Genomic DNA, 16,200 nt, shown 5'->3' with positions numbered 1-16,200 from the left:
GAACGCCCGTACCGCAAAGGTCGTCTGGGCGCCGAACTGGCCGTCGACCTGCAGGGCGTGACCGTCGCTGCCGGTGTAGCCGAGGCGGTTGAGCCCGGCCTGCAGCTCGGCGGTGCGGTGCTGGGCGAGGACGCTGTCGATGGCGGCACCCGTACGCGGACCGGCCTTGCCGTCGACGACGAGCCCGTGGTCATGCTGGAACGCCACCACTGCCTGCCGCGTGTTTGCGCCGAACACTCCATCGGCCGCAAGCGTCGCGCCGTCCTGGCCGTGCCGTGGTACCCGAGCTGCGCCAGCTGCTGCTGCAGCCGAGTGACGTCGTGGCCCCTGCTTCCATCCTCGAGCACGTCGGCCGCTGCTTCCGTGGTGCCGCCCGAGCCCGGGCGCGGAACCACGCCGGGGCGGATCGTGCCGTTGTTGATGTCGCTGATGTAGCGCTCGAACTGTCCGACCTCCAGCTCCACATGCGCGTGGATCGAGCCCGGGCTGCCGGTCTGGCCCATCTCGCCCAAGGGCTGGCCATAGTTGATGTGCGCACCTTCGCCGAACGGCGAGCTCCCGCGCACCATGTGCAGCACCTGGCCTTCGCGCCGCGCACCGGGGGTGCCGTAGGGCTTGTCGTAGATCTGCACCGTGTTCCAGGTGTCGTGCAGGAAATGCGCGTAGCCGGAGACCGGTGCCGGAATCTCCACCGGACCCGGGGCGTCCTGCGCGAGGACGAAGTCCTTCTTCACGAACACCCGCCCGTCGACCCGACGGATCTCCTCCAGTTCCCCATGCACCGTACCGTATTGGCGGTTGGGCTCGCGCCCGGAACTCGGGTGGTGCCTGTGCAGGTCTTCGTAGGAATGGACCGGGAGCGTGCGCGAGCCGACGCTCTCGCTGATGGTGTAGCGGGACATGGGTAACTACCTCCGTGTAGTGCTCCAGGGATTTCGTGTCGGCTGCTCAGGGGCCTGTGGGTCGTGGGTTTCCGGTCAGATACCAGCAGTCCTTGCGTCGGGTGAATTCGAAGCTGCGGCCCTCCGACGAGCCGTAGACGTAACCGACCTCACGCACGTCTGGCGTCGATGCGCGGATGTCGAGCGGGAGCGGGTCGGCATCGACGCCATCGACGCCCACGTGATGGAAGGCGCCCGCGCGATAGGCGATGTTGAACACGTCCTCCCGGTCGCCGCGGACATACGCCGGCTCCAGTCGGTCCCCCTCGGCGTCGGACACCAGCACGGTCGCCCGCACCAATGGCGCCACGAATGCCCGCCGTAACGCGGGCGTACCGGCGAAGGCGCGCAGGAAAGGCCCGAAATCGGTCGCGGGACAGCGCACGGCAGCAGGCGATGCCGCCTGCACCGGACGCTCGGCGGTATCGATCACCGTTGCCTGGGCCTGCACGGGATCCGCCTCGTCGCCGGCCGGCACGCCGGAGACCTCCACCCGCATGATCCTGGCGCCGTCCCCGTCGCCCCATTGCATCAGGCAGCGCCCGCCGCCTTCACATCGCTGCAGCTCCAGCCAGCGATTGCATGCCTGCGCTCGCCTGGATTCTTGCACGCACCGCGCGTTCTGTATGGGTAGCCATCCATCCAGCAACAAGCGTTTGCGCAGGAGTGCGTAGGGACGGTCCTTTGCTGGGCTCATGGTCTTCAGCGGCGCGCTGCCGGAGGCAGCCGCGGTCGCCAATATCATGCAGGCAGATGCAAGCAGTGCCACCAGCGCGTTGGCTGTCAGCTTCCGGTTGGCCATCTTCATGAGATCCCGGATCTTGCGGACTTCCGTTCCTTATCGATCTCCCGTCTCGGGCTTTTCACTTGGCCGACGGGGACAAAGGCGTGTGGGCAGACGCGTGCGTACTGGGCGGCTGAAACGGGGTTGAAGCAGTAGTAGTTCCAGACGCCGAAGGTGCCGGTTGCCGGGTTGATGGGAAACCAGCAATCGGTGGGGACCCCGAACGTGCAGAACACAAAGGGATCATTCCCGTAGTAGGGGATGGGCTCGTAGTAGCCCTGTGCTACCGCTCCGCCGCTGCATGCCAGCAGGCAACCGAAAGCAAGGATCTTCATGTAGGTGGGCTTTTTCACGAGGTTCCCTCCATGTGTGTGCCCGGCTCACTGTCCTGGGCTGCAGTCCGAATAGACGACCCGGCAATTTTCGTTGCCGCCCTTCTTGCAGGCTTCGATGCCGGTTTGCTTCGCGTGCTCGAACGTGACATCGGCGAAACCTTGCCAAGCCATGTCCCCGGCGATCAACGCACCACAACCATTGCCGTACGCCGTTGCCACTGTGCAATGCGTCCCACCATCGCGCCGGCACTGCGCCAGGGCTTGCTCCTTCGCAGCTCGCTTGCTCGGCAAATCGTGCGCAGCACCGAAGTGTCCATTTGTTGCGTCGGCCGCAATGGCGCCCCAGTGCGTCGCCGCCTGCGGCAACGGTAGCGCCACACCCTGCAGGTTGCGCGGAACCGGAACGCATCGACCGGGACCGGGCGTACCTGGTGGCAGCGCCTGATACTGCCCCTGGGGACACTGGTTCTGGGCGTGGGCCGCCATCGGCAACAGAAGCAGCATGCCGAGCAGTAACAAGAAATAGGTGCGCCGCGATCGCACTATCTCACCCTCACGGGGAGGCTGCAGGCTGAATAGTAGACGAAGCACTTGGTGTCTGACGCCTCGCACACCTCCATGGCCTTATGCGTCGCACTCTCGATGGTCTCTCCTGCCTTGGCGTTATGCCCAGTCTTGCCTATTACCAAGACCGCGCACCCATTGGCATAGTCCAGTTCGATTTCGCAAGCTACTCCGCCATTAGATCGGCAGTTTGCCATCGCTGCCTTTTCCGCGCTTTTCTTGTCCTTCTGGTCAACAGATGCGCCAGCGCTTGAGTGCGCGAAGTCGGTTGCAATCGCTCCCCAGCGCTCCACCCACAACGGAGGAGGCGGCAGCGACTGTTGGCTACCCTGTTGTTGGCTATCGTCAGGGCCGCAGGTGCTGATATCCGTCCCGGTGCCGTAGGGAACCATTCCTGGCGGGCATGCCGCTTGCGCGTGAGCCTTCCCTGCAAGCATGCACAGCGCCAGGAGCGGCACGCATCTCAAGAGCGCATCTTTCATCATCAATTTTTCGCTATGGGGTTACGAGCTGATTTCATGATGTCCGCCTGCGAAGTACTCGTATTGCCAGTCATCCGGCCGAGATTGATCGAGCTGACTTCTCCCCCCGTGCGCCGTTGCTCCGGGGTGGTCTGTTGGCCTATAGCTTGTGGACGACCATTCCCTGAGTAGCCGAGTCCAGATTGCAGCCTTCCATCAGGTCCTTGCCGCGCTCCGCCGCCATGACCGAATGCTGAGTTGAAGTAGAACGCGCCCATGGTTCCCTGAAAGAAGTTCGCCGCCAGTGGCGGGACGGAAATGATGAGTACGGTCAGGAGCAATCCGAGACCACCTTGCTGTAACGCCTGGCTGGAAAGGCCCTCAGCTCCATTTTTGGTCAGATTGTTGATCATGTTCGACGTCCAGAGTGCATAAGAGACGCGCAGCGTGAGCTGAAGCACGATCGAACTGACGAACGACAGCGCGGCCATCGAGAAAACCGTTCCTATGCCGTAGAGGAGCCAGCGTCGGAAGAGATCCTTGGTCTGATCGAAGATCAGGCAAAGGATGAACAGCGGTCCAAGGCCAATGAACAGCGCCAGCGTGAATTGGTACAGCAGCAGCATGGCGCCTGCCGCCATGGGCGGACTGGCCGTGCCGAAGCCCGCCATCAGCAGTGCGCGCGATTTTGTGCTGGCCAGGTCGGTATCACCAGGCTCGATCTGCACGGCATCGATGGAGGCCAGGGCCAGCTGCGTCCAGGCCAGATTCTCGTCGATGGTTTGCGCTGCGGTTTCGTTGTTGCCGGTAAAAAGCTGATTGATGTCCGTGCTCAGTTCCGTCGTCAGCAGCGTGTGCAGGTTGCTACCGAGGATCGCCATGGTCGTTGCCGCGGTCACGATCACCACGATACGTGCCATGTTCGTTACCATCGCCATCAACGACTCGCGCGACTGCCCGGTGATCATCCGGTAACCCTGGATCATGATCCACAAGGTAACGAGAACCAGCGCTACGGCACTGGCCCAGGACATGAGGTTCCTCATCAGGTTCATGCCGAACGTGTTGATCTTGTCGCTCAGCCAGTTGTAGATGAGGACGTAGTAGACGAAGCCCATTTCGCTAACTTCCTGTCATGGCATGGGCGGTTCCACATGCCCGGCCGGGGATGAGGTGCTCAGTGGAAGGCCGCGGCGAAGGTTGCAGCCTGAACGACATTCCCTAGTGTGGTATTGCTCCCGCTCAAGATGGCTCGAGCCTGCACTGACTGCTGGTTCTTCAGGTAGCTGATCATCTGGTCGTCAGCCTGGACCTGCCTGTCCCAGAGCTGCATCTCCGTGCTCATCGCCAAGCTGTTGGCTTGGATGTTCGCCTTCACGCCGTCCATGGCTCCCTGGCTTGTACCGACCTGGGCAAGCTGCCCTGAGATGGATTGCATGTTCGATGAGTAGTCCTGGATCCGGCTGAGCATCTTCACCGTGAGGTTGTATTTGTCCATCTGCCGGAACTGGATCTGGATGCAGATCTTCTGCTGGTTCTCGAGGATCGACTTGTTTGCATCCGGCGTGAAGATCTGCAGCAGGCCGCTCAGGACACCACTTGTACCGCTCCCGCTGACACTTGGACACGCATCGGCGGCGAGCTTCTGCATGTCGCTCTGGGATATCTCCTGATAGGCGTTCTGCATCGTTGGCAGGCTGAAGTTCATCTGCGTCAGGCTGATCAGCTGCTGCTGGTAGTGCTGGAGAACGGCCTGATACTGGGCGATCTCCTTGGTGTACTGGGCGATAGTCTTGGCGAAGTTCGTGGCATCCTGCCCGATCTGGGTGGGGTCGACCACGACCCACTGGGCGCGTGTGCTCGGACTGAGAAGGCACACGGCCAATGCCGAGGCCAACGTCCACACGACCTTGGCTGCGAGCTCTTTGCGGCGGTGCTTGTTGGATGCCTGGATCATCGTGATTCTCCTTCGCATGGGGTGGGTCAGATGCCTGCCTGCTGGGCGGCAGCGGTCGTGCGTAGCGATGGTGTGGGTGCGGTTCTCGCCTTGCCGCTCCCCTTGCGGTTCTCGTAGAACATGGCGAGCCATTGCTCCGGCCTGAGGTCGTCAGGAGCACAGCCCTCGGCGGCTGCGCGGTCTCCGAGTACTTCATGCATGATCTCGATGTTGTCGGTGGAGGCCGATATCACCGCCAGGTGGTCGTCGAGGCCGCGCAGGTTGAGCTGGCACACGGCACTGGCGTGGCCTTGCTTGACCAGGAAGCAGCGGGAGCGCTCGTCCAGGCTGACCACCACCTGGTACTCCGCTTCGGTGAGCTTGAGGCCGTCGACGTAGTCCTCGCGGCTGGCGTTGGGGTTGGGCAGCAGGACCATCGTCGCCGTCTGCTCGATCAGGGCGGCGGCGATGTCGCTGGCCAGTGCGTCCTCCGGGCTCTGCGTGGCGAAGATGCCCAGGCCGTTCTGCTTGCGGATGGTCTTCTGCTTGTTCTTGGCGAATTCCTTCAGGCCGCCCTTGCCGTCGAGGATCTTCCAGAACTCGTCCATCACGTAGATCAGTGGCCGGCCGTCGATCAGCGCTTCCAGCCGGTGCAGCAGGTAGTTGATCACCGGCACGCGGACTTCGGGGTTGTCGATGATGTCGGTGTAGTCGAAGCCGATGATGCTGGCCTTCTCCAGATCGATGGTGTCGACTGGGTTGTCGAACACCCATCCCAGCGAGTTGCCGGCAGTCCATTTGCGCATGCGGATGTACAGGCCGTCGTCGCCCATGTTGGGCAGGCTCTTCTGGAAGTTGGTCATCGTGCGCAGGTGCATCGGTGTATCGAGGATGTTCTCGACCGCGCGGAAGATGTCCTCCTCCTCGCGCGAGCTGTACACGGACTTTCCGACCAGTACCTTCACCAGTTCGGCCAGGAACTGCACGTTGGCCTCGGTGCGCTCGCAGTGGAACGGGTTGAATCCGGTCGGACGTCCGTTCTCCAGTGCGAGGTAATTGCCGCCGCAGGCGCGCACGAAGATCTCTGCGCCGCGGTCCTTGTCGAAGAAGAAGATCGTTGGCGTGGGGTCGAGCTTCTGCACTTGGCTGAGCAGGAAGTTGATCAGTGCCGTCTTGCCGGTACCGGACTTGCCGATGACCATCGTGTTGGCGATCGCCTTCTCGCCAAGCGAGTTTTCCGCCGGGTGGGTGGCGTGGAAGTTGAAGTAATACGGCTGGCCGTTGGTGGTCTGCAGCGTGGTGACGCACGCGCCCCAGGGATTGTTGTCCTTCTTGCCGGTCGCGAAGTTGTGCAGCGGACACAGGCCGAGAAAGTTCAGCGAGCTGACGTTGGCCAGCCGGGTGCGGTACTTCCAGTTGCCCGGGAACTGCGCGTAGAACGCGGCGGTGACGGCGAGATCCTCCTTCACCGAGACGAAGCCGGCGTTGGACAGCTCGGCGCGGGTGGTGGCGATCTGCTGTGAGAGCGCCTCCTGGCTGGCGGCGTAGATGGCCATGCTGAAGTGGTACTCGCCCAGCACGAAGTTGCCGGAGGCTAGCTGGTCCATCGCCTGGTCCAGCTCGGCGATCTGGCTGAAGGCCTTGTCGCCGGAGGAGATCATCATGCCCTTGGTGCGGTCCAGCGCCTTCAGCGCGTCGTGCCGGCCCATCGGACTGAAGGAGTGGGTGACGACGTACTCGAAATCCAGGTACTTCAGGCCGTTGAGGATGCCCGGATAGGTGCCCTCGGTGTACTCCTTGATGTTGAGAATCGCGCCGAACTGGTTGGCGCCGTCGGGTGTGGTGAGTACGAAGTCGCCGGTCTTGGCCGAGAAGCGCTGCTTGCTGAGCGGCAGGTACTCCGGCACCGGGGCCGGCAGCACGGGAACCGGCTCGTCGATGCGGTTCAGCAGGTAGCCATAGAACTCCAGCGCCTCGGAGAACACCACGCCGTTGGCCGCCTCGTACATGCCCAGCCGGTAAGGCGCATAGTCCTTCAGCACAGCCTCGACGTTGCCGGCCAGCTCCAGAATGGTGTTGACCGCATCGGCCTGCTCGGCCTCCAGCCGAGTGAGGTCGGCGGATTTCTCCGCAAAACGCTTGCCGCTCACCACGGGGCGATAGAGCAGGGTCAGGTACAGCTCGTTCTGCATCAGCTTCTGCGATGACAGCGCCTCGAAATAGGCATCGGACAGCGACTGGTTGAAGGCTTGGCCGAACCGGCTGTGGTCACGCAGGCGGCGGCGACGCCGGATGTCGTGGACCCAGAACGCCACGTTGACGAAGTCCGGTGCGCGCAGGGTCTGCAGCAGGCGGTTGAACACATTGTGCTTGTGCTCGATCTCCCACTCCTCTCGGCCCACGAACGGCAGCCCTCCCAGCCGCCACACCAGCAGGAAGTCGCCTCCAGTGGTCTTGAGCACCGTAGGCGACACGTGCGTGGACAGCGGGACGAACTCGCTGATCGGCGTATCGGGAATGAAGGCGGCTTTGGGCATGACGAAGATCCAGAGGACACCCCGCGGCTGCGGGGTGCCCGGAGAGGCTCACGGTTTGGTTTTGGCCGGGTCGCGATAGAGGTTGGGCGTCAACACCCACATGCCGTCGTTTTCCCGGATGTTGCGCATGCGTGTGCGGAACTGCAGGCGAAGGCCGAGCAGGCGGAAGATCATCTCGTCGCGACGCGCCATCTGTCGCATCACGAAAATCACCACCGGCATCAGCAGCAGGTAGAACAGGTTGGTGTACATCGCCAGCAGCATGCATCCGCCCGCGCCGAGAAAGAACGGCACGTACGGCACGCCGAGGAACATCGGCGGGCGGGTGCAGCCACGGAACAGCGCGTTTTTATGCATAGTGGTTCAGCAGATGCGTGATCACCTGCGCCGTGCAGGCGGTCGCACCGGAGGCCTGGGTGCTGCCTGCCAGGAACATCTTGGCGATCTGGCCCGCCGCGCCGATCAGGATCGCGCCGATCAGCACCGGCGAAACATCGGAGATGCGCTTGTGCGCGAAGGCGATCTGGTAGCCCGAGAAGATCACCGCAATGGTCACCACCACGATCGATACGGCGTTGAGGATCTTGTTGATGTTGCTGGCGAAGCCACAGGTGGTGGCGATCGTCTCACTGGCATCCTGGGCGAACGCGGTGCCCGGAAGCACGAACACCACGAGGGCGGCGAGGCACATGAAGACGAACAGGCGGGTGCGCTGGGAATGAAGCACGGAGTCCTTGCGGGTCAGGTTCGGAGCCATCTCGAATTTCCTTGTCGACGTTGAACGGGTGGCCAGGTGCATGGCCGGAAGTTGGGCGGCCGTCAGGGGCGACCGCCCGGTGGATACCCGGGAGCGAGCAGATTCGCGTCCGGGCGTTGGCCAGTTGGCCGGATCGGTGACGTACGCGTCGCGCGCGGACCGTTTCAGAACACGAAGGCGGCATCGGCATGCTCCTGGCGCAGGTCGGCGCGATCGACCGCCCGCTGCGCCGGCGATGGCCGGACGCTGGCGGTGGTGGTGGCATCGCCGGGGCCGCGAACGATGGGGTGGAAGACATCGTCGGTCGGCGCCCCGGCAGGTCGTGCGACGACCGGCGGGGTCGGAGTGGGCGTAACGGCCGCTACAGGCGCGCTGCTGCCTCCGTGGACATCGGCCGCAGGTGTCATTGACTGCCGGGCGACCTTCGATACGACGGCCGTGGCGGCCATATCCATCGCCACGCTGCGGAAGGCGACGAGGCGGCTGGGCGCAGGATCCGGCCGCCCATCCGTGCGTCGACGGGCGGGCTCGCCCGGTGCGAGCGGGATGGCGTTCCCACCATCGCGACGGTCGCCGGGCGCGGCCATCGAGGCGTATACCCGCTGTACGTAGCCGTCGCGGTAGCCGGTGACGAAATTTCCCGAGTAGTAACAGCTGAACGCCTTGCCCCAGTCGCCCCGGGCGCGGGCGTAGCAGTCGGCGAGGATGCTGGCGCCCGCCTGCAGGTTGCTGCAGCGATCGAAGGCCTTGGCGTAGGTGTCCAGTCCGTAATGCCCCAGGTTGGCGCGGTTCACCTGGGCGATCCCCAGCGAATAGTTGTATCCCCGCCTCTCCAGCATGCGCGCGGTGGCCGTCGCTTCGGCCAGGTTGCGTGGCTGGCGCTGCAGCCGTCCACCCACTACGCCGATGGCGAAGGGATTGTTGCCCGATTCCACCTCGGCGACGTGCTGCATCACCTCGGCCGGGACGGCAAGGTTGGGGCACATCGCAAGGTCGATTCCGGCGAACATGAAGAAGTCCTTGGTTCTCAGTGGCCCGTGGCCACGCGGCCGGGATCGAAGTCGATGCCGGTGATGCAGCGGCGCCCCGCGTGGGCCTTGATGTGCACGACGATGTCGATCGTCATGCGCAGCAGGCGCTTGATCGTGTCGAACTCCAGCCCGGCGCCCTCGGTGGAGGCCTTCACCATCAGTGCGAGCTGGTCCCAGGTCTGCTCGGTGCTGCCGGCGTGGCAGCTGGTGATCGAGCCAGGGTGACCCGAGGCGCAATTGCGGATGAAGTAGAACGATTCGTCGCCGCGCAGCTCGGCCAGGATGATGCGGTCCGGCTTCATGCGCAGGCAGGCTTCCATGCAGCTCTTGGCGGTCACGTTGCTCGCGCTCTGACCGCCCTTGGAATAGAGCAGGTGCACCACGTTCGGCTGCGCGATGAACAGTTCGCGCGCGTCCTCGATCGTCACCAGCCGCTCGTCGGCGGGAATATGGTTGACCAGCGACTTCATGAAGGTGGTCTTGCCGCTGCCGGTAGCGCCGGATACCACGATGTTCTTTTTGTTGAGCACGGCTTTCTGGAAGAACTCGGCGTAGCGGCGCCCGGCGCGCAGCTCGAGCAGTTCGCTGTCCTGCTCGCCGATACCCTGCTGCACCTCGACGATCTCATCGAAGAAGCCGTCGGACTGGTATTGCTCCAGAGTGCGCAGCTGTTTGGACGGCAGCCGGATGGTGATCGAGACCCGGCCGGCCTCGCAGGCCGGCGGGATCACGAACTGCGCGCGCTGGCCGGTGGGGAAGGTGAGCGAGACCACCGGGTCCACGTCGGTGATGCGCTGCCCGGTATTGCTCTCGTTGATCACCGCGGTGCAGAACTGCCGCGCGCGCTCGAACGTGAGGGAAGGCACCTCCACCCGGTGCCATCCGCCGCGGCGCTCGAGGTAGATCTCGCCCGGCTGGTTGATGCAGATCTCGGTGACGTCCGGCGAGGCCATGAACTCGCGCAGCCCCAGCACCTCGTACTGGTAGTCGAGAAAGTCGCTGGAGATGGCTGCCATCCGGTCGTCCATGACCTGCTCCTCAGAACCGCGCGACCACGCCGCTGAAGTCGACGTCCTTGGCGACGTAGACGTAGATGACGGTGCCCTGGTTGATGGTCACGGTCGGCGGGCGGTTCGCCGCTTCGCGCACGGCCTGGTCGGCCAGGTTCTGCACGGTGCGGGCGGTATTGCTTTCGAACGGCTCCTGGGTGACGTAGCCGTTGCTGATGGTGGTGGTGGTCGGGCCGTGCTTGGCGGCTTCGTACTTGAACGCATCGCTGAGCATGCTGATCAGCAGGGCCGCGCCGATGCGGCTGCCCCAGTGCGCGTCGTACTGGCCGGGCAGGCCGGCGCCGCCCAGGTTGTCGATGCCCGGGCTCTTCATGTTCACGTCGATGCCGGTCGGGGTGATGATGCGGTCCCACACCACTTCGACGCGTCGCTGACTCTGGTTCTTCTGGTACGAGCCCAGGATCTTCGAGCCCTTCGGCAACAGCAGCGTGTGCCCGTTGAACGAGTACACCGGCTCGGTCACCAGGCAGGTGCTGTAGCCGGAGATGTCGGAGATGATCCGCGTCTCCAGCACGCAGCGGATATAGGTGCCGCGTTGCATCAGCGTATCCGGCTTGGTCAGCGGCTGGGCGCTGGTGATCTCCGAATCGGCACTGCCCGGCAGGCCATTGCCCGCAGAAGGAAGCGCTGCCGGAATCGTTGGCGGCGCGGCCTCGCCAGCCTCGGCGGCGGCAATGCGGCGCTGGACCAGGCTGGGTTCCTGCGGCGCCTGTGCGGCGGGCGTACGCGGCAACGCGGGTGCGCGCGGCGGCGGCATCAGGGGAATCGGCTGGGCTGCCGCCACGGGCGCGGGCGCCGGCCGGGGCAGCTGCGGCAGCGCCACCGCCGCGGGAGCTTCGGCGACGGTGACTTTTTCCTCGCGCGTCTTGGGCCGCTCGCGCGGGGTCATCGCGCTCTGGATCATCCAGTAGGCGACCATCAGCAACAGCAGCACGACGGCGGCCAGCAGGAACAGCGCGCGGCGATTCATGCGCCGCAGTTCCGCGGTACGCAGTTGCGGGGCGCCGGCGTCCAGATCCGGTTCCTCGACGCGCTGCTGGTAGTGGCTGGCGTAGGGGTTGCCGGCTACCGGATCGTGCCGCGGGTCCGTCGGTGCTTCGTGCCCGTGCTCGTCGCCGGGCTCATGGGGTGTTTGGGCGCTCACTTCTTCACGTTCCTTCGCAGGCCCACGACGTAGTCGCCGTGCCGGATCACCAGATAGGCGTAGGTGCCGTGGACGATGATCGTGTTGCCTTCCACGGTGGTGTTCACGAGCGAGTCCTCGCCGTGCTCTGTCTCGCGCATGAAGACCGCCGGGAAGTCACCGGTCGGGAATGCCTTCATGTCGCTCATGCGGATGTAGGTGAAGCGGCCATCGTCGTAGACGTTGACCGGCACCAGCCAGGGCGCCTTCTTCGCGGTGCGTGTGGCGTAGTCGTAGTCGAAGTTGTAGCTGCGCCCCGGCACCAGTGCGGCACTCTGCGCGGACGCGTTCTCCTGCTGCTTCTTGGCTGCCGCGAAGCTGGTGTCGTCCGGGTACTTGAAGGTGATCTTGTACTGCACGCCGGCACGGCGCGCCTGGTCCAGCGTCTTCCAGTCGGTGGCCACCACCTTCAGCTCGAAGATGTACGAGTGCGTCGCCGTGCGGACCATCATGTTGGTGTCCACGTCGACGTTCTTTGGCTTGAGGTAGAAGACGTTGTCGCGTCGGGTCAGCTCCCAGCCGCTGCTGAAGCCGGTGCTGTAGTCGAGGATCTTCTCGCTCGGGCTCAGTTCGATCTGGGTGGTGATGCCCAGCCCGGTGCGCACGGGGTAGATGCGGTCGGGCTGATAGTCGTAGGTCTGCAGCGCCTGGGCGCTCGCCGATGGTGCAGCCACCAGCAGGGCAAGGATCGGTGCCGCGAGCAGACACCATGGCAGAGGCCGATTCATCAGTGGGTCGTCCCCGTGGTTGCCGTGGGAGGTGTCATGGCCGGCCCCGTTGCCGCCGACACCGGCGGTGCGGAGGTCGCCGGCGACGGAACGGACTCGACCGTGGTGGGCACCGGCGCGGCAGCGACCTCGGGGGGAGGTGCCGAGGCATAGTCGTTGTCGACGCGGTAGCTGGTGACCCAGAAGCCGAGTGGATTCTCGATGCGGCTCTGGTCATCCATTTCCAGGTTCGGCTTATAGGTGAATTCCAGCGTGGCGATCTTGTTGTCCATCGGATGGGTTGCGCCGGTGCCCTTGTCGTACAGGCTGCGCTGGAAGCGGACGGTGGCGCCGCGCGGCGGGCGCCCCGGGCCGGAGTCGAGCAGCACGATGCTGAGCAGCCGGATGCGGATCGCGCGGTCCTTGCCGTACTGCTTGAAAAGACTGTCCGGGTTCTGCGAGGAGTACTCCGCCATGTAGGCGGCCTTTACGCCCGGGGAGGCCATGGTCTGCACGGTCTTCCAGTCGCCGAGGTTGAGCATGGCCAGGTCGTACGATTCGCGTGCCAGCACGAAGTGGGCGACATTGCTGCGGTTGATCGCCTCGTTCGCGGTGATGCCGTGAGGGCCGAAGTTGCCGACGAGATGCGCCACCGTGGCGGTGCCGGTATAGGCATCGGCCATCACCAGGTAGGGCACTTTCTGCTTGAGCGGAAGCATGTAGAAGTAGCCGCCGGCGAGGATCAGCGACATGCCGATGGCGCAGAACGCCACCATCCAGGCACGCCGCTCGCTGCGACGTGCGATGTCGGCGATGGTCAGTTCGAAATTCACCGACCGCGCGACGGCTTTGTCGATCGCTGGCGTGGGGGACTTCTTCATCGTCATTGGTCAGCTTCCGTGATCCGGAGGCGTTGGCGCAGCGGTGTCATGGGCGTGCTCCTGATCGGCCTGCTGAAGCGGTCTTGCCGGCGGCAGCCTCGACCAGGATCCGTCGCGGCTGGCCCACGACCTGCACGCCTTGCGCGGCGTAGATCGTGTTCAGCTGCTCTGCCGCCCGGGCCAGGTCCGGTGTGTGGATGCCGGCCACTGGCCGATACAGGGTGATGTCGTAATCCAGCCGGTAGTCCAGCGTGCGACCGGTGTCTTTCGACCAGCGCTCGAGCATGCTGCGCAGCGTCTCGTCCATCGGTGCGGCGTAGAACGTGTACGGGCGCTCGAGCGGGATTTCGGTGGGCCGGGTCTGGAATCGATTGACCGGCTTCCACGATCCGCGAAAGTCGCGCGGAGGCTGCGTGCCGCATCCGGCGAGACAGAGCACGGCCACCGCCAGCGCGCTGGCTGCGGTCCGGCGCGCGAACGATCCGAACGCGCGCGGGTGGTCCGCGGCACGCATGCACGCCGCCCGGCGATCGTTGACCGCACTGTGAAAAAGGGTGGCATCCACCCGGGGTTCGAAGATCAAGCGCATCCTGCGTGATTCCTGCCTGGCATGCCGGTGATATCCGGCTGCGTCAAAACGGTCCGAGTGCGGGGGGGATCGAATTCGATGGACAAGGGGCGAGCGCGTCGCGCGGAGGCACGACGGCTGGAGTGCATGGGGATAAGGGTGGCTGTCTGCCACCGCCACGTGCTGCCTGTTCCATGGCGATCCTCGGGTATCTACCCTGGGGAGTTGCTTCCTGCGACGCCCTCCTCGCCGATCCGATGCCGGATACGCGTCACCAGATCAAGGTGATACGGAGTGCGCCCCCTGTGGATGGCCGGACCATCCGTGGAAAATTTTTGCCAAAAGCGATGCGCCCTGCCAATAGGAAAATCCTGCTTGAAAATTTCCTGGGAGTGCGTTTCACCGTCAACCGATCGATCGTTTGATCGATCCGTCGCAAGCGGCGATTCCGCGGACTGACACGGAGCCGTCATGTGCGCGGGAACGCCTGTGCGGCAAGGGCTTCCGGGATGTGCGCAGGTGTCGAAGATGCCTCTGTTGGCGGCCCTGAATGCCCATGCACGCTGGCTTTGTTGCAGTCGTGAACTGTGCGGCGGGTCACGTCAGGAGCGGGGTGTCGGAGGCCCGATTGGCCGCGCCATGGATCTGCGATTCTGCGATGTCGTTCACATCTGCCGTGTCCGCAGACCCGTCTCATCGGCGGGAAAAGTGAGGCGTCGGCCGATATCGCGTCAGCCGACGCCTACGCGAAGACGCGCTACACGGTAAGTTCCGGAATGATCACTTTCGGCAACAGGCGCGACGTGAAGTGCTTGTCCTGGTAGTAGCGGATCTTGTCGCACTTCACCGGGTGCGGGATGCCCTCGTAGAAGAACACCTCCTTGCCCGTGCCCATCGCCTTGAGCTCCTGCGGCAGCATCAGCGCGCGGCGCTCTTCGGTGTGGCTGCGCGAGACGTCGGCACGGGTGCGGCCGCGGGTGACGTTCTGCTTGCGCACCGTGGTGTAGCCGAGCATCTCGGAGTAGTCGTTGGCGTCCTGCTGTTCGCGCGGCGCGTAGACGATCTGCAGCGCGTGGTTGGTGATCATCGTGCGCGAGACGTCCTTGCCGTAGGTGGCATCCAGTTGCGCCATGCTCTGGATGATCGGCAGCAGGCGGATGTTGTAGCCGGCCATGTACGACACCGCCGAGGCGATGATCTCCACCCGCCCGATCGAGGTGAACTCGTCCATCAGCAGCAGGCACTGGTGCTTCAGCGCCGGGTTGTTCTGCGGCAGCTCGCGGGTGTTGAGGTTGATCAGCTGGCTGAAGAACAGGTTCACGATCAGCCGGCTCTCGGCCAGCTTGTTGGGCTGGATGCCGATGTAGATGGTCATGCGCTTCTTGCGCACGTCGGTGAGCAGGAAGTCGTCGGCGCTGGTGGCTGCATCCAGCACCGGGTTGATCCAGGCGTTCAGCGGTTCCTTGAAGGTGCCCAGGATCGAGGCGAAGGTCTCGGCCGCCTGCGACAGCAGGTTGGCAAAGGCGGACTTCGCGTTGCCGCCGAGGAACGGCTGCTGGGCGAGCTGCTGGTAGAACGCCTTCAGCTCGGTGCCGTCGCCGGAGGACAGCCGGTAGATCTCGCCGAGGGTGGGCTTGGTGCGCAGTGACGCCGGCACGCCACGCCGCTCGGCGTCGTCCCAGGCCTCGAACAGGAACAGAGCGAAGGCCATGAACGCGTTGCGTGCCTGGCTGACCCAGAATTTCTGGTCGTCGGCACCGTCCGGGTAGAGCATCGCGGCGATGCTCATCAGGTCCGAGACGCGGAAGGCCGGATCTTTCGAGACGTAGCTGAGCGGATTCCAGCGATGGGTGCGGCGGTCTTCGGCGAACGGGTTGAACAGGAATACTTCCTGGCCCTGCGCCGCACGCCAGCCGCTGGTGAGTTCGTAGTTCTCCTGCTTGATGTCCAGCACCACCACCGACTCGCGGTATTCCAGCAGGTTGGGGATGACCACGCCCACGCCCTTGCCCGAACGGGTGGGCGCGGCGAGGATCACGAACTGCTGGCCGCTGAGCCGCACCAGCCGGCCGTGGAACTTGCCGACCAGGATGCCGTCATCGGCCGGCTTGAACAGCCCGTGGCTGGACAGCTCGCCACCCTTGGCGAAGCGCGCGTCGCCGTGCAGGGAGGGGCGCTTCGACCGCAACAGGAAATACAGTGCGACCAGCCAGAGCAGCAGCGGCAGTCCGAACCCAAGCCAGCCGGCCGCGTGGATGCGTCCGGCATAAGGCTGCGCCTGCGGCAGGTGCAGCGCTCGCACGTAGATGTAGTAGGTGTTCCAGCGCAGCGTCTGCGTTCCCAGATCGAGAAAACGCAGCGTCAGCCAGCCCGACAGTGCATCGCCCGCAGCGAGGGCGGCCACGCCGAGCGTCGCCACCGTCCATGCCTTTCCCTTGTGCATGC

General features: G+C 64.4%; 16 protein-coding genes and 1 pseudogene. All 17 read right to left on the bottom strand.

The window, feature by feature from the left end; all coding sequences use genetic code 11:
- Positions 1 to 207 (bottom strand): annotated as a pseudogene (locus C693_RS24515) (peptidoglycan-binding protein); the annotation flags it as partial.
- A gap of 741 nt (positions 208 to 948) precedes the next feature.
- Positions 949 to 1,749, bottom strand: a complete 801-nt coding sequence (locus C693_RS0119055; protein ID WP_017463882.1) for a hypothetical protein — start codon at positions 1,747 to 1,749, stop codon at positions 949 to 951.
- Complete coding sequence (locus tag C693_RS23880; protein ID WP_157798665.1) at positions 1,746 to 2,078, bottom strand: hypothetical protein; 333 nt, start codon at positions 2,076 to 2,078, stop codon at positions 1,746 to 1,748. Before C693_RS23880 ends, C693_RS0119055 begins: the two co-directional genes overlap by 4 nt.
- A gap of 27 nt (positions 2,079 to 2,105) precedes the next feature.
- Positions 2,106 to 2,564, bottom strand: a complete 459-nt coding sequence (locus C693_RS23225) for a DUF4189 domain-containing protein (RefSeq protein ID WP_198506907.1) — start codon at positions 2,562 to 2,564, stop codon at positions 2,106 to 2,108.
- A 38-nt stretch (positions 2,565 to 2,602) separates the two neighbouring features.
- The gene (locus C693_RS24510) at positions 2,603 to 3,016 is read right to left on the bottom strand and encodes a DUF4189 domain-containing protein (RefSeq protein ID WP_430536815.1); all 414 of its coding nucleotides are present in this window, start codon (positions 3,014 to 3,016) and stop codon (positions 2,603 to 2,605) included.
- A 92-nt stretch (positions 3,017 to 3,108) separates the two neighbouring features.
- Positions 3,109 to 4,203, bottom strand: a complete 1,095-nt coding sequence (locus tag C693_RS22225) for a type IV secretion system protein (protein WP_017463880.1) — start codon at positions 4,201 to 4,203, stop codon at positions 3,109 to 3,111.
- A 59-nt stretch (positions 4,204 to 4,262) separates the two neighbouring features.
- Positions 4,263 to 5,042, bottom strand: a complete 780-nt coding sequence (locus C693_RS0119045; RefSeq protein WP_017463879.1) for a DUF4141 domain-containing protein — start codon at positions 5,040 to 5,042, stop codon at positions 4,263 to 4,265.
- Positions 5,043 to 5,068: 26 nt separating this feature from the next.
- Positions 5,069 to 7,558 (bottom strand): VirB4 family type IV secretion/conjugal transfer ATPase, encoded by a 2,490-nt coding sequence (locus tag C693_RS0119040; RefSeq protein ID WP_017463878.1) that lies wholly within the window; start codon positions 7,556 to 7,558, stop codon positions 5,069 to 5,071.
- 48 nt (positions 7,559 to 7,606) lie between these two features.
- Positions 7,607 to 7,915: a type IV secretion system protein VirB3 gene (locus C693_RS0119035; protein ID WP_017463877.1), complete on the bottom strand. Its 309-nt coding sequence runs from the start codon at positions 7,913 to 7,915 to the stop codon at positions 7,607 to 7,609.
- Positions 7,908 to 8,315: a TrbC/VirB2 family protein gene (locus tag C693_RS0119030; RefSeq protein ID WP_017463876.1), complete on the bottom strand. Its 408-nt coding sequence runs from the start codon at positions 8,313 to 8,315 to the stop codon at positions 7,908 to 7,910. Before C693_RS0119030 ends, C693_RS0119035 begins: the two co-directional genes overlap by 8 nt.
- Positions 8,316 to 8,479: 164 nt before the next feature.
- On the bottom strand, positions 8,480 to 9,325 hold the full coding sequence (locus tag C693_RS24440; protein ID WP_017463875.1) for a transglycosylase SLT domain-containing protein: 846 nt from the start codon (positions 9,323 to 9,325) through the stop codon (positions 8,480 to 8,482).
- 17 nt (positions 9,326 to 9,342) lie between these two features.
- On the bottom strand, positions 9,343 to 10,374 hold the full coding sequence (virB11, locus tag C693_RS0119020; RefSeq protein WP_017463874.1) for a P-type DNA transfer ATPase VirB11: 1,032 nt from the start codon (positions 10,372 to 10,374) through the stop codon (positions 9,343 to 9,345).
- A 10-nt stretch (positions 10,375 to 10,384) separates the two neighbouring features.
- Complete coding sequence (gene virB10 / locus C693_RS0119015; RefSeq protein WP_017463873.1) at positions 10,385 to 11,560, bottom strand: type IV secretion system protein VirB10; 1,176 nt, start codon at positions 11,558 to 11,560, stop codon at positions 10,385 to 10,387.
- The gene (locus C693_RS0119010; RefSeq protein WP_017463872.1) at positions 11,557 to 12,327 is read right to left on the bottom strand and encodes a TrbG/VirB9 family P-type conjugative transfer protein; all 771 of its coding nucleotides are present in this window, start codon (positions 12,325 to 12,327) and stop codon (positions 11,557 to 11,559) included. Before C693_RS0119010 ends, virB10 begins: the two co-directional genes overlap by 4 nt.
- On the bottom strand, positions 12,327 to 13,187 hold the full coding sequence (locus C693_RS0119005) for a virB8 family protein (protein ID WP_241762708.1): 861 nt from the start codon (positions 13,185 to 13,187) through the stop codon (positions 12,327 to 12,329). Before C693_RS0119005 ends, C693_RS0119010 begins: the two co-directional genes overlap by 1 nt.
- Positions 13,188 to 13,233: 46 nt before the next feature.
- On the bottom strand, positions 13,234 to 13,776 hold the full coding sequence (locus tag C693_RS0119000; protein ID WP_017463870.1) for a hypothetical protein: 543 nt from the start codon (positions 13,774 to 13,776) through the stop codon (positions 13,234 to 13,236).
- Between the two features lie 736 nt (positions 13,777 to 14,512).
- A complete protein-coding gene (locus tag C693_RS0118995; protein WP_017463869.1) occupies positions 14,513 to 16,198 on the bottom strand; it encodes a type IV secretory system conjugative DNA transfer family protein in 1,686 nt (561 codons plus the stop codon).
- Between the last annotated feature and the right edge of the window lie 2 nt (positions 16,199 to 16,200).

Origin of the sequence: Dyella ginsengisoli LA-4, assembly GCF_000334915.1 — a bacterium.
Taxonomy (GTDB): Bacteria; Pseudomonadota; Gammaproteobacteria; order Xanthomonadales; family Rhodanobacteraceae; genus Dyella_A; species Dyella_A ginsengisoli_A.
Note: the sequence above shows the minus strand (reverse complement) of the source record. Positions and strands in the feature narration are given on the sequence as shown.

What these genes read in the sequence shown, in the direction of transcription:
- C693_RS0119055 (WP_017463882.1), bottom strand. Translation starts at nt 1,749, where the DNA reads ATGAAGATGGCCAACCGGAAGCTGACAGCCAACGCGCTGGTGGCACTG.
- C693_RS23225 (WP_198506907.1), bottom strand. Translation starts at nt 2,564, where the DNA reads ATGCTGCTTCTGTTGCCGATGGCGGCCCACGCCCAGAACCAGTGTCCC.
- C693_RS24510 (WP_430536815.1), bottom strand. Translation starts at nt 3,016, where the DNA reads ATGGTTCCCTACGGCACCGGGACGGATATCAGCACCTGCGGCCCTGAC.
- C693_RS22225 (WP_017463880.1), bottom strand. Translation starts at nt 4,203, where the DNA reads ATGGGCTTCGTCTACTACGTCCTCATCTACAACTGGCTGAGCGACAAG.
- C693_RS0119045 (WP_017463879.1), bottom strand. Translation starts at nt 5,042, where the DNA reads ATGATCCAGGCATCCAACAAGCACCGCCGCAAAGAGCTCGCAGCCAAG.
- C693_RS0119040 (WP_017463878.1), bottom strand. Translation starts at nt 7,558, where the DNA reads ATGCCCAAAGCCGCCTTCATTCCCGATACGCCGATCAGCGAGTTCGTC.
- C693_RS0119035 (WP_017463877.1), bottom strand. Translation starts at nt 7,915, where the DNA reads ATGCATAAAAACGCGCTGTTCCGTGGCTGCACCCGCCCGCCGATGTTC.
- C693_RS0119030 (WP_017463876.1), bottom strand. Translation starts at nt 8,315, where the DNA reads ATGGCTCCGAACCTGACCCGCAAGGACTCCGTGCTTCATTCCCAGCGC.
- C693_RS24440 (WP_017463875.1), bottom strand. Translation starts at nt 9,325, where the DNA reads ATGTTCGCCGGAATCGACCTTGCGATGTGCCCCAACCTTGCCGTCCCG.
- virB11 (WP_017463874.1), bottom strand. Translation starts at nt 10,374, where the DNA reads ATGGACGACCGGATGGCAGCCATCTCCAGCGACTTTCTCGACTACCAG.
- C693_RS0119010 (WP_017463872.1), bottom strand. Translation starts at nt 12,327, where the DNA reads ATGAATCGGCCTCTGCCATGGTGTCTGCTCGCGGCACCGATCCTTGCC.
- C693_RS0119005 (WP_241762708.1), bottom strand. Translation starts at nt 13,187, where the DNA reads ATGAAGAAGTCCCCCACGCCAGCGATCGACAAAGCCGTCGCGCGGTCG.
- C693_RS0119000 (WP_017463870.1), bottom strand. Translation starts at nt 13,776, where the DNA reads ATGCGCTTGATCTTCGAACCCCGGGTGGATGCCACCCTTTTTCACAGT.
- C693_RS0118995 (WP_017463869.1), bottom strand. Translation starts at nt 16,198, where the DNA reads ATGCACAAGGGAAAGGCATGGACGGTGGCGACGCTCGGCGTGGCCGCC.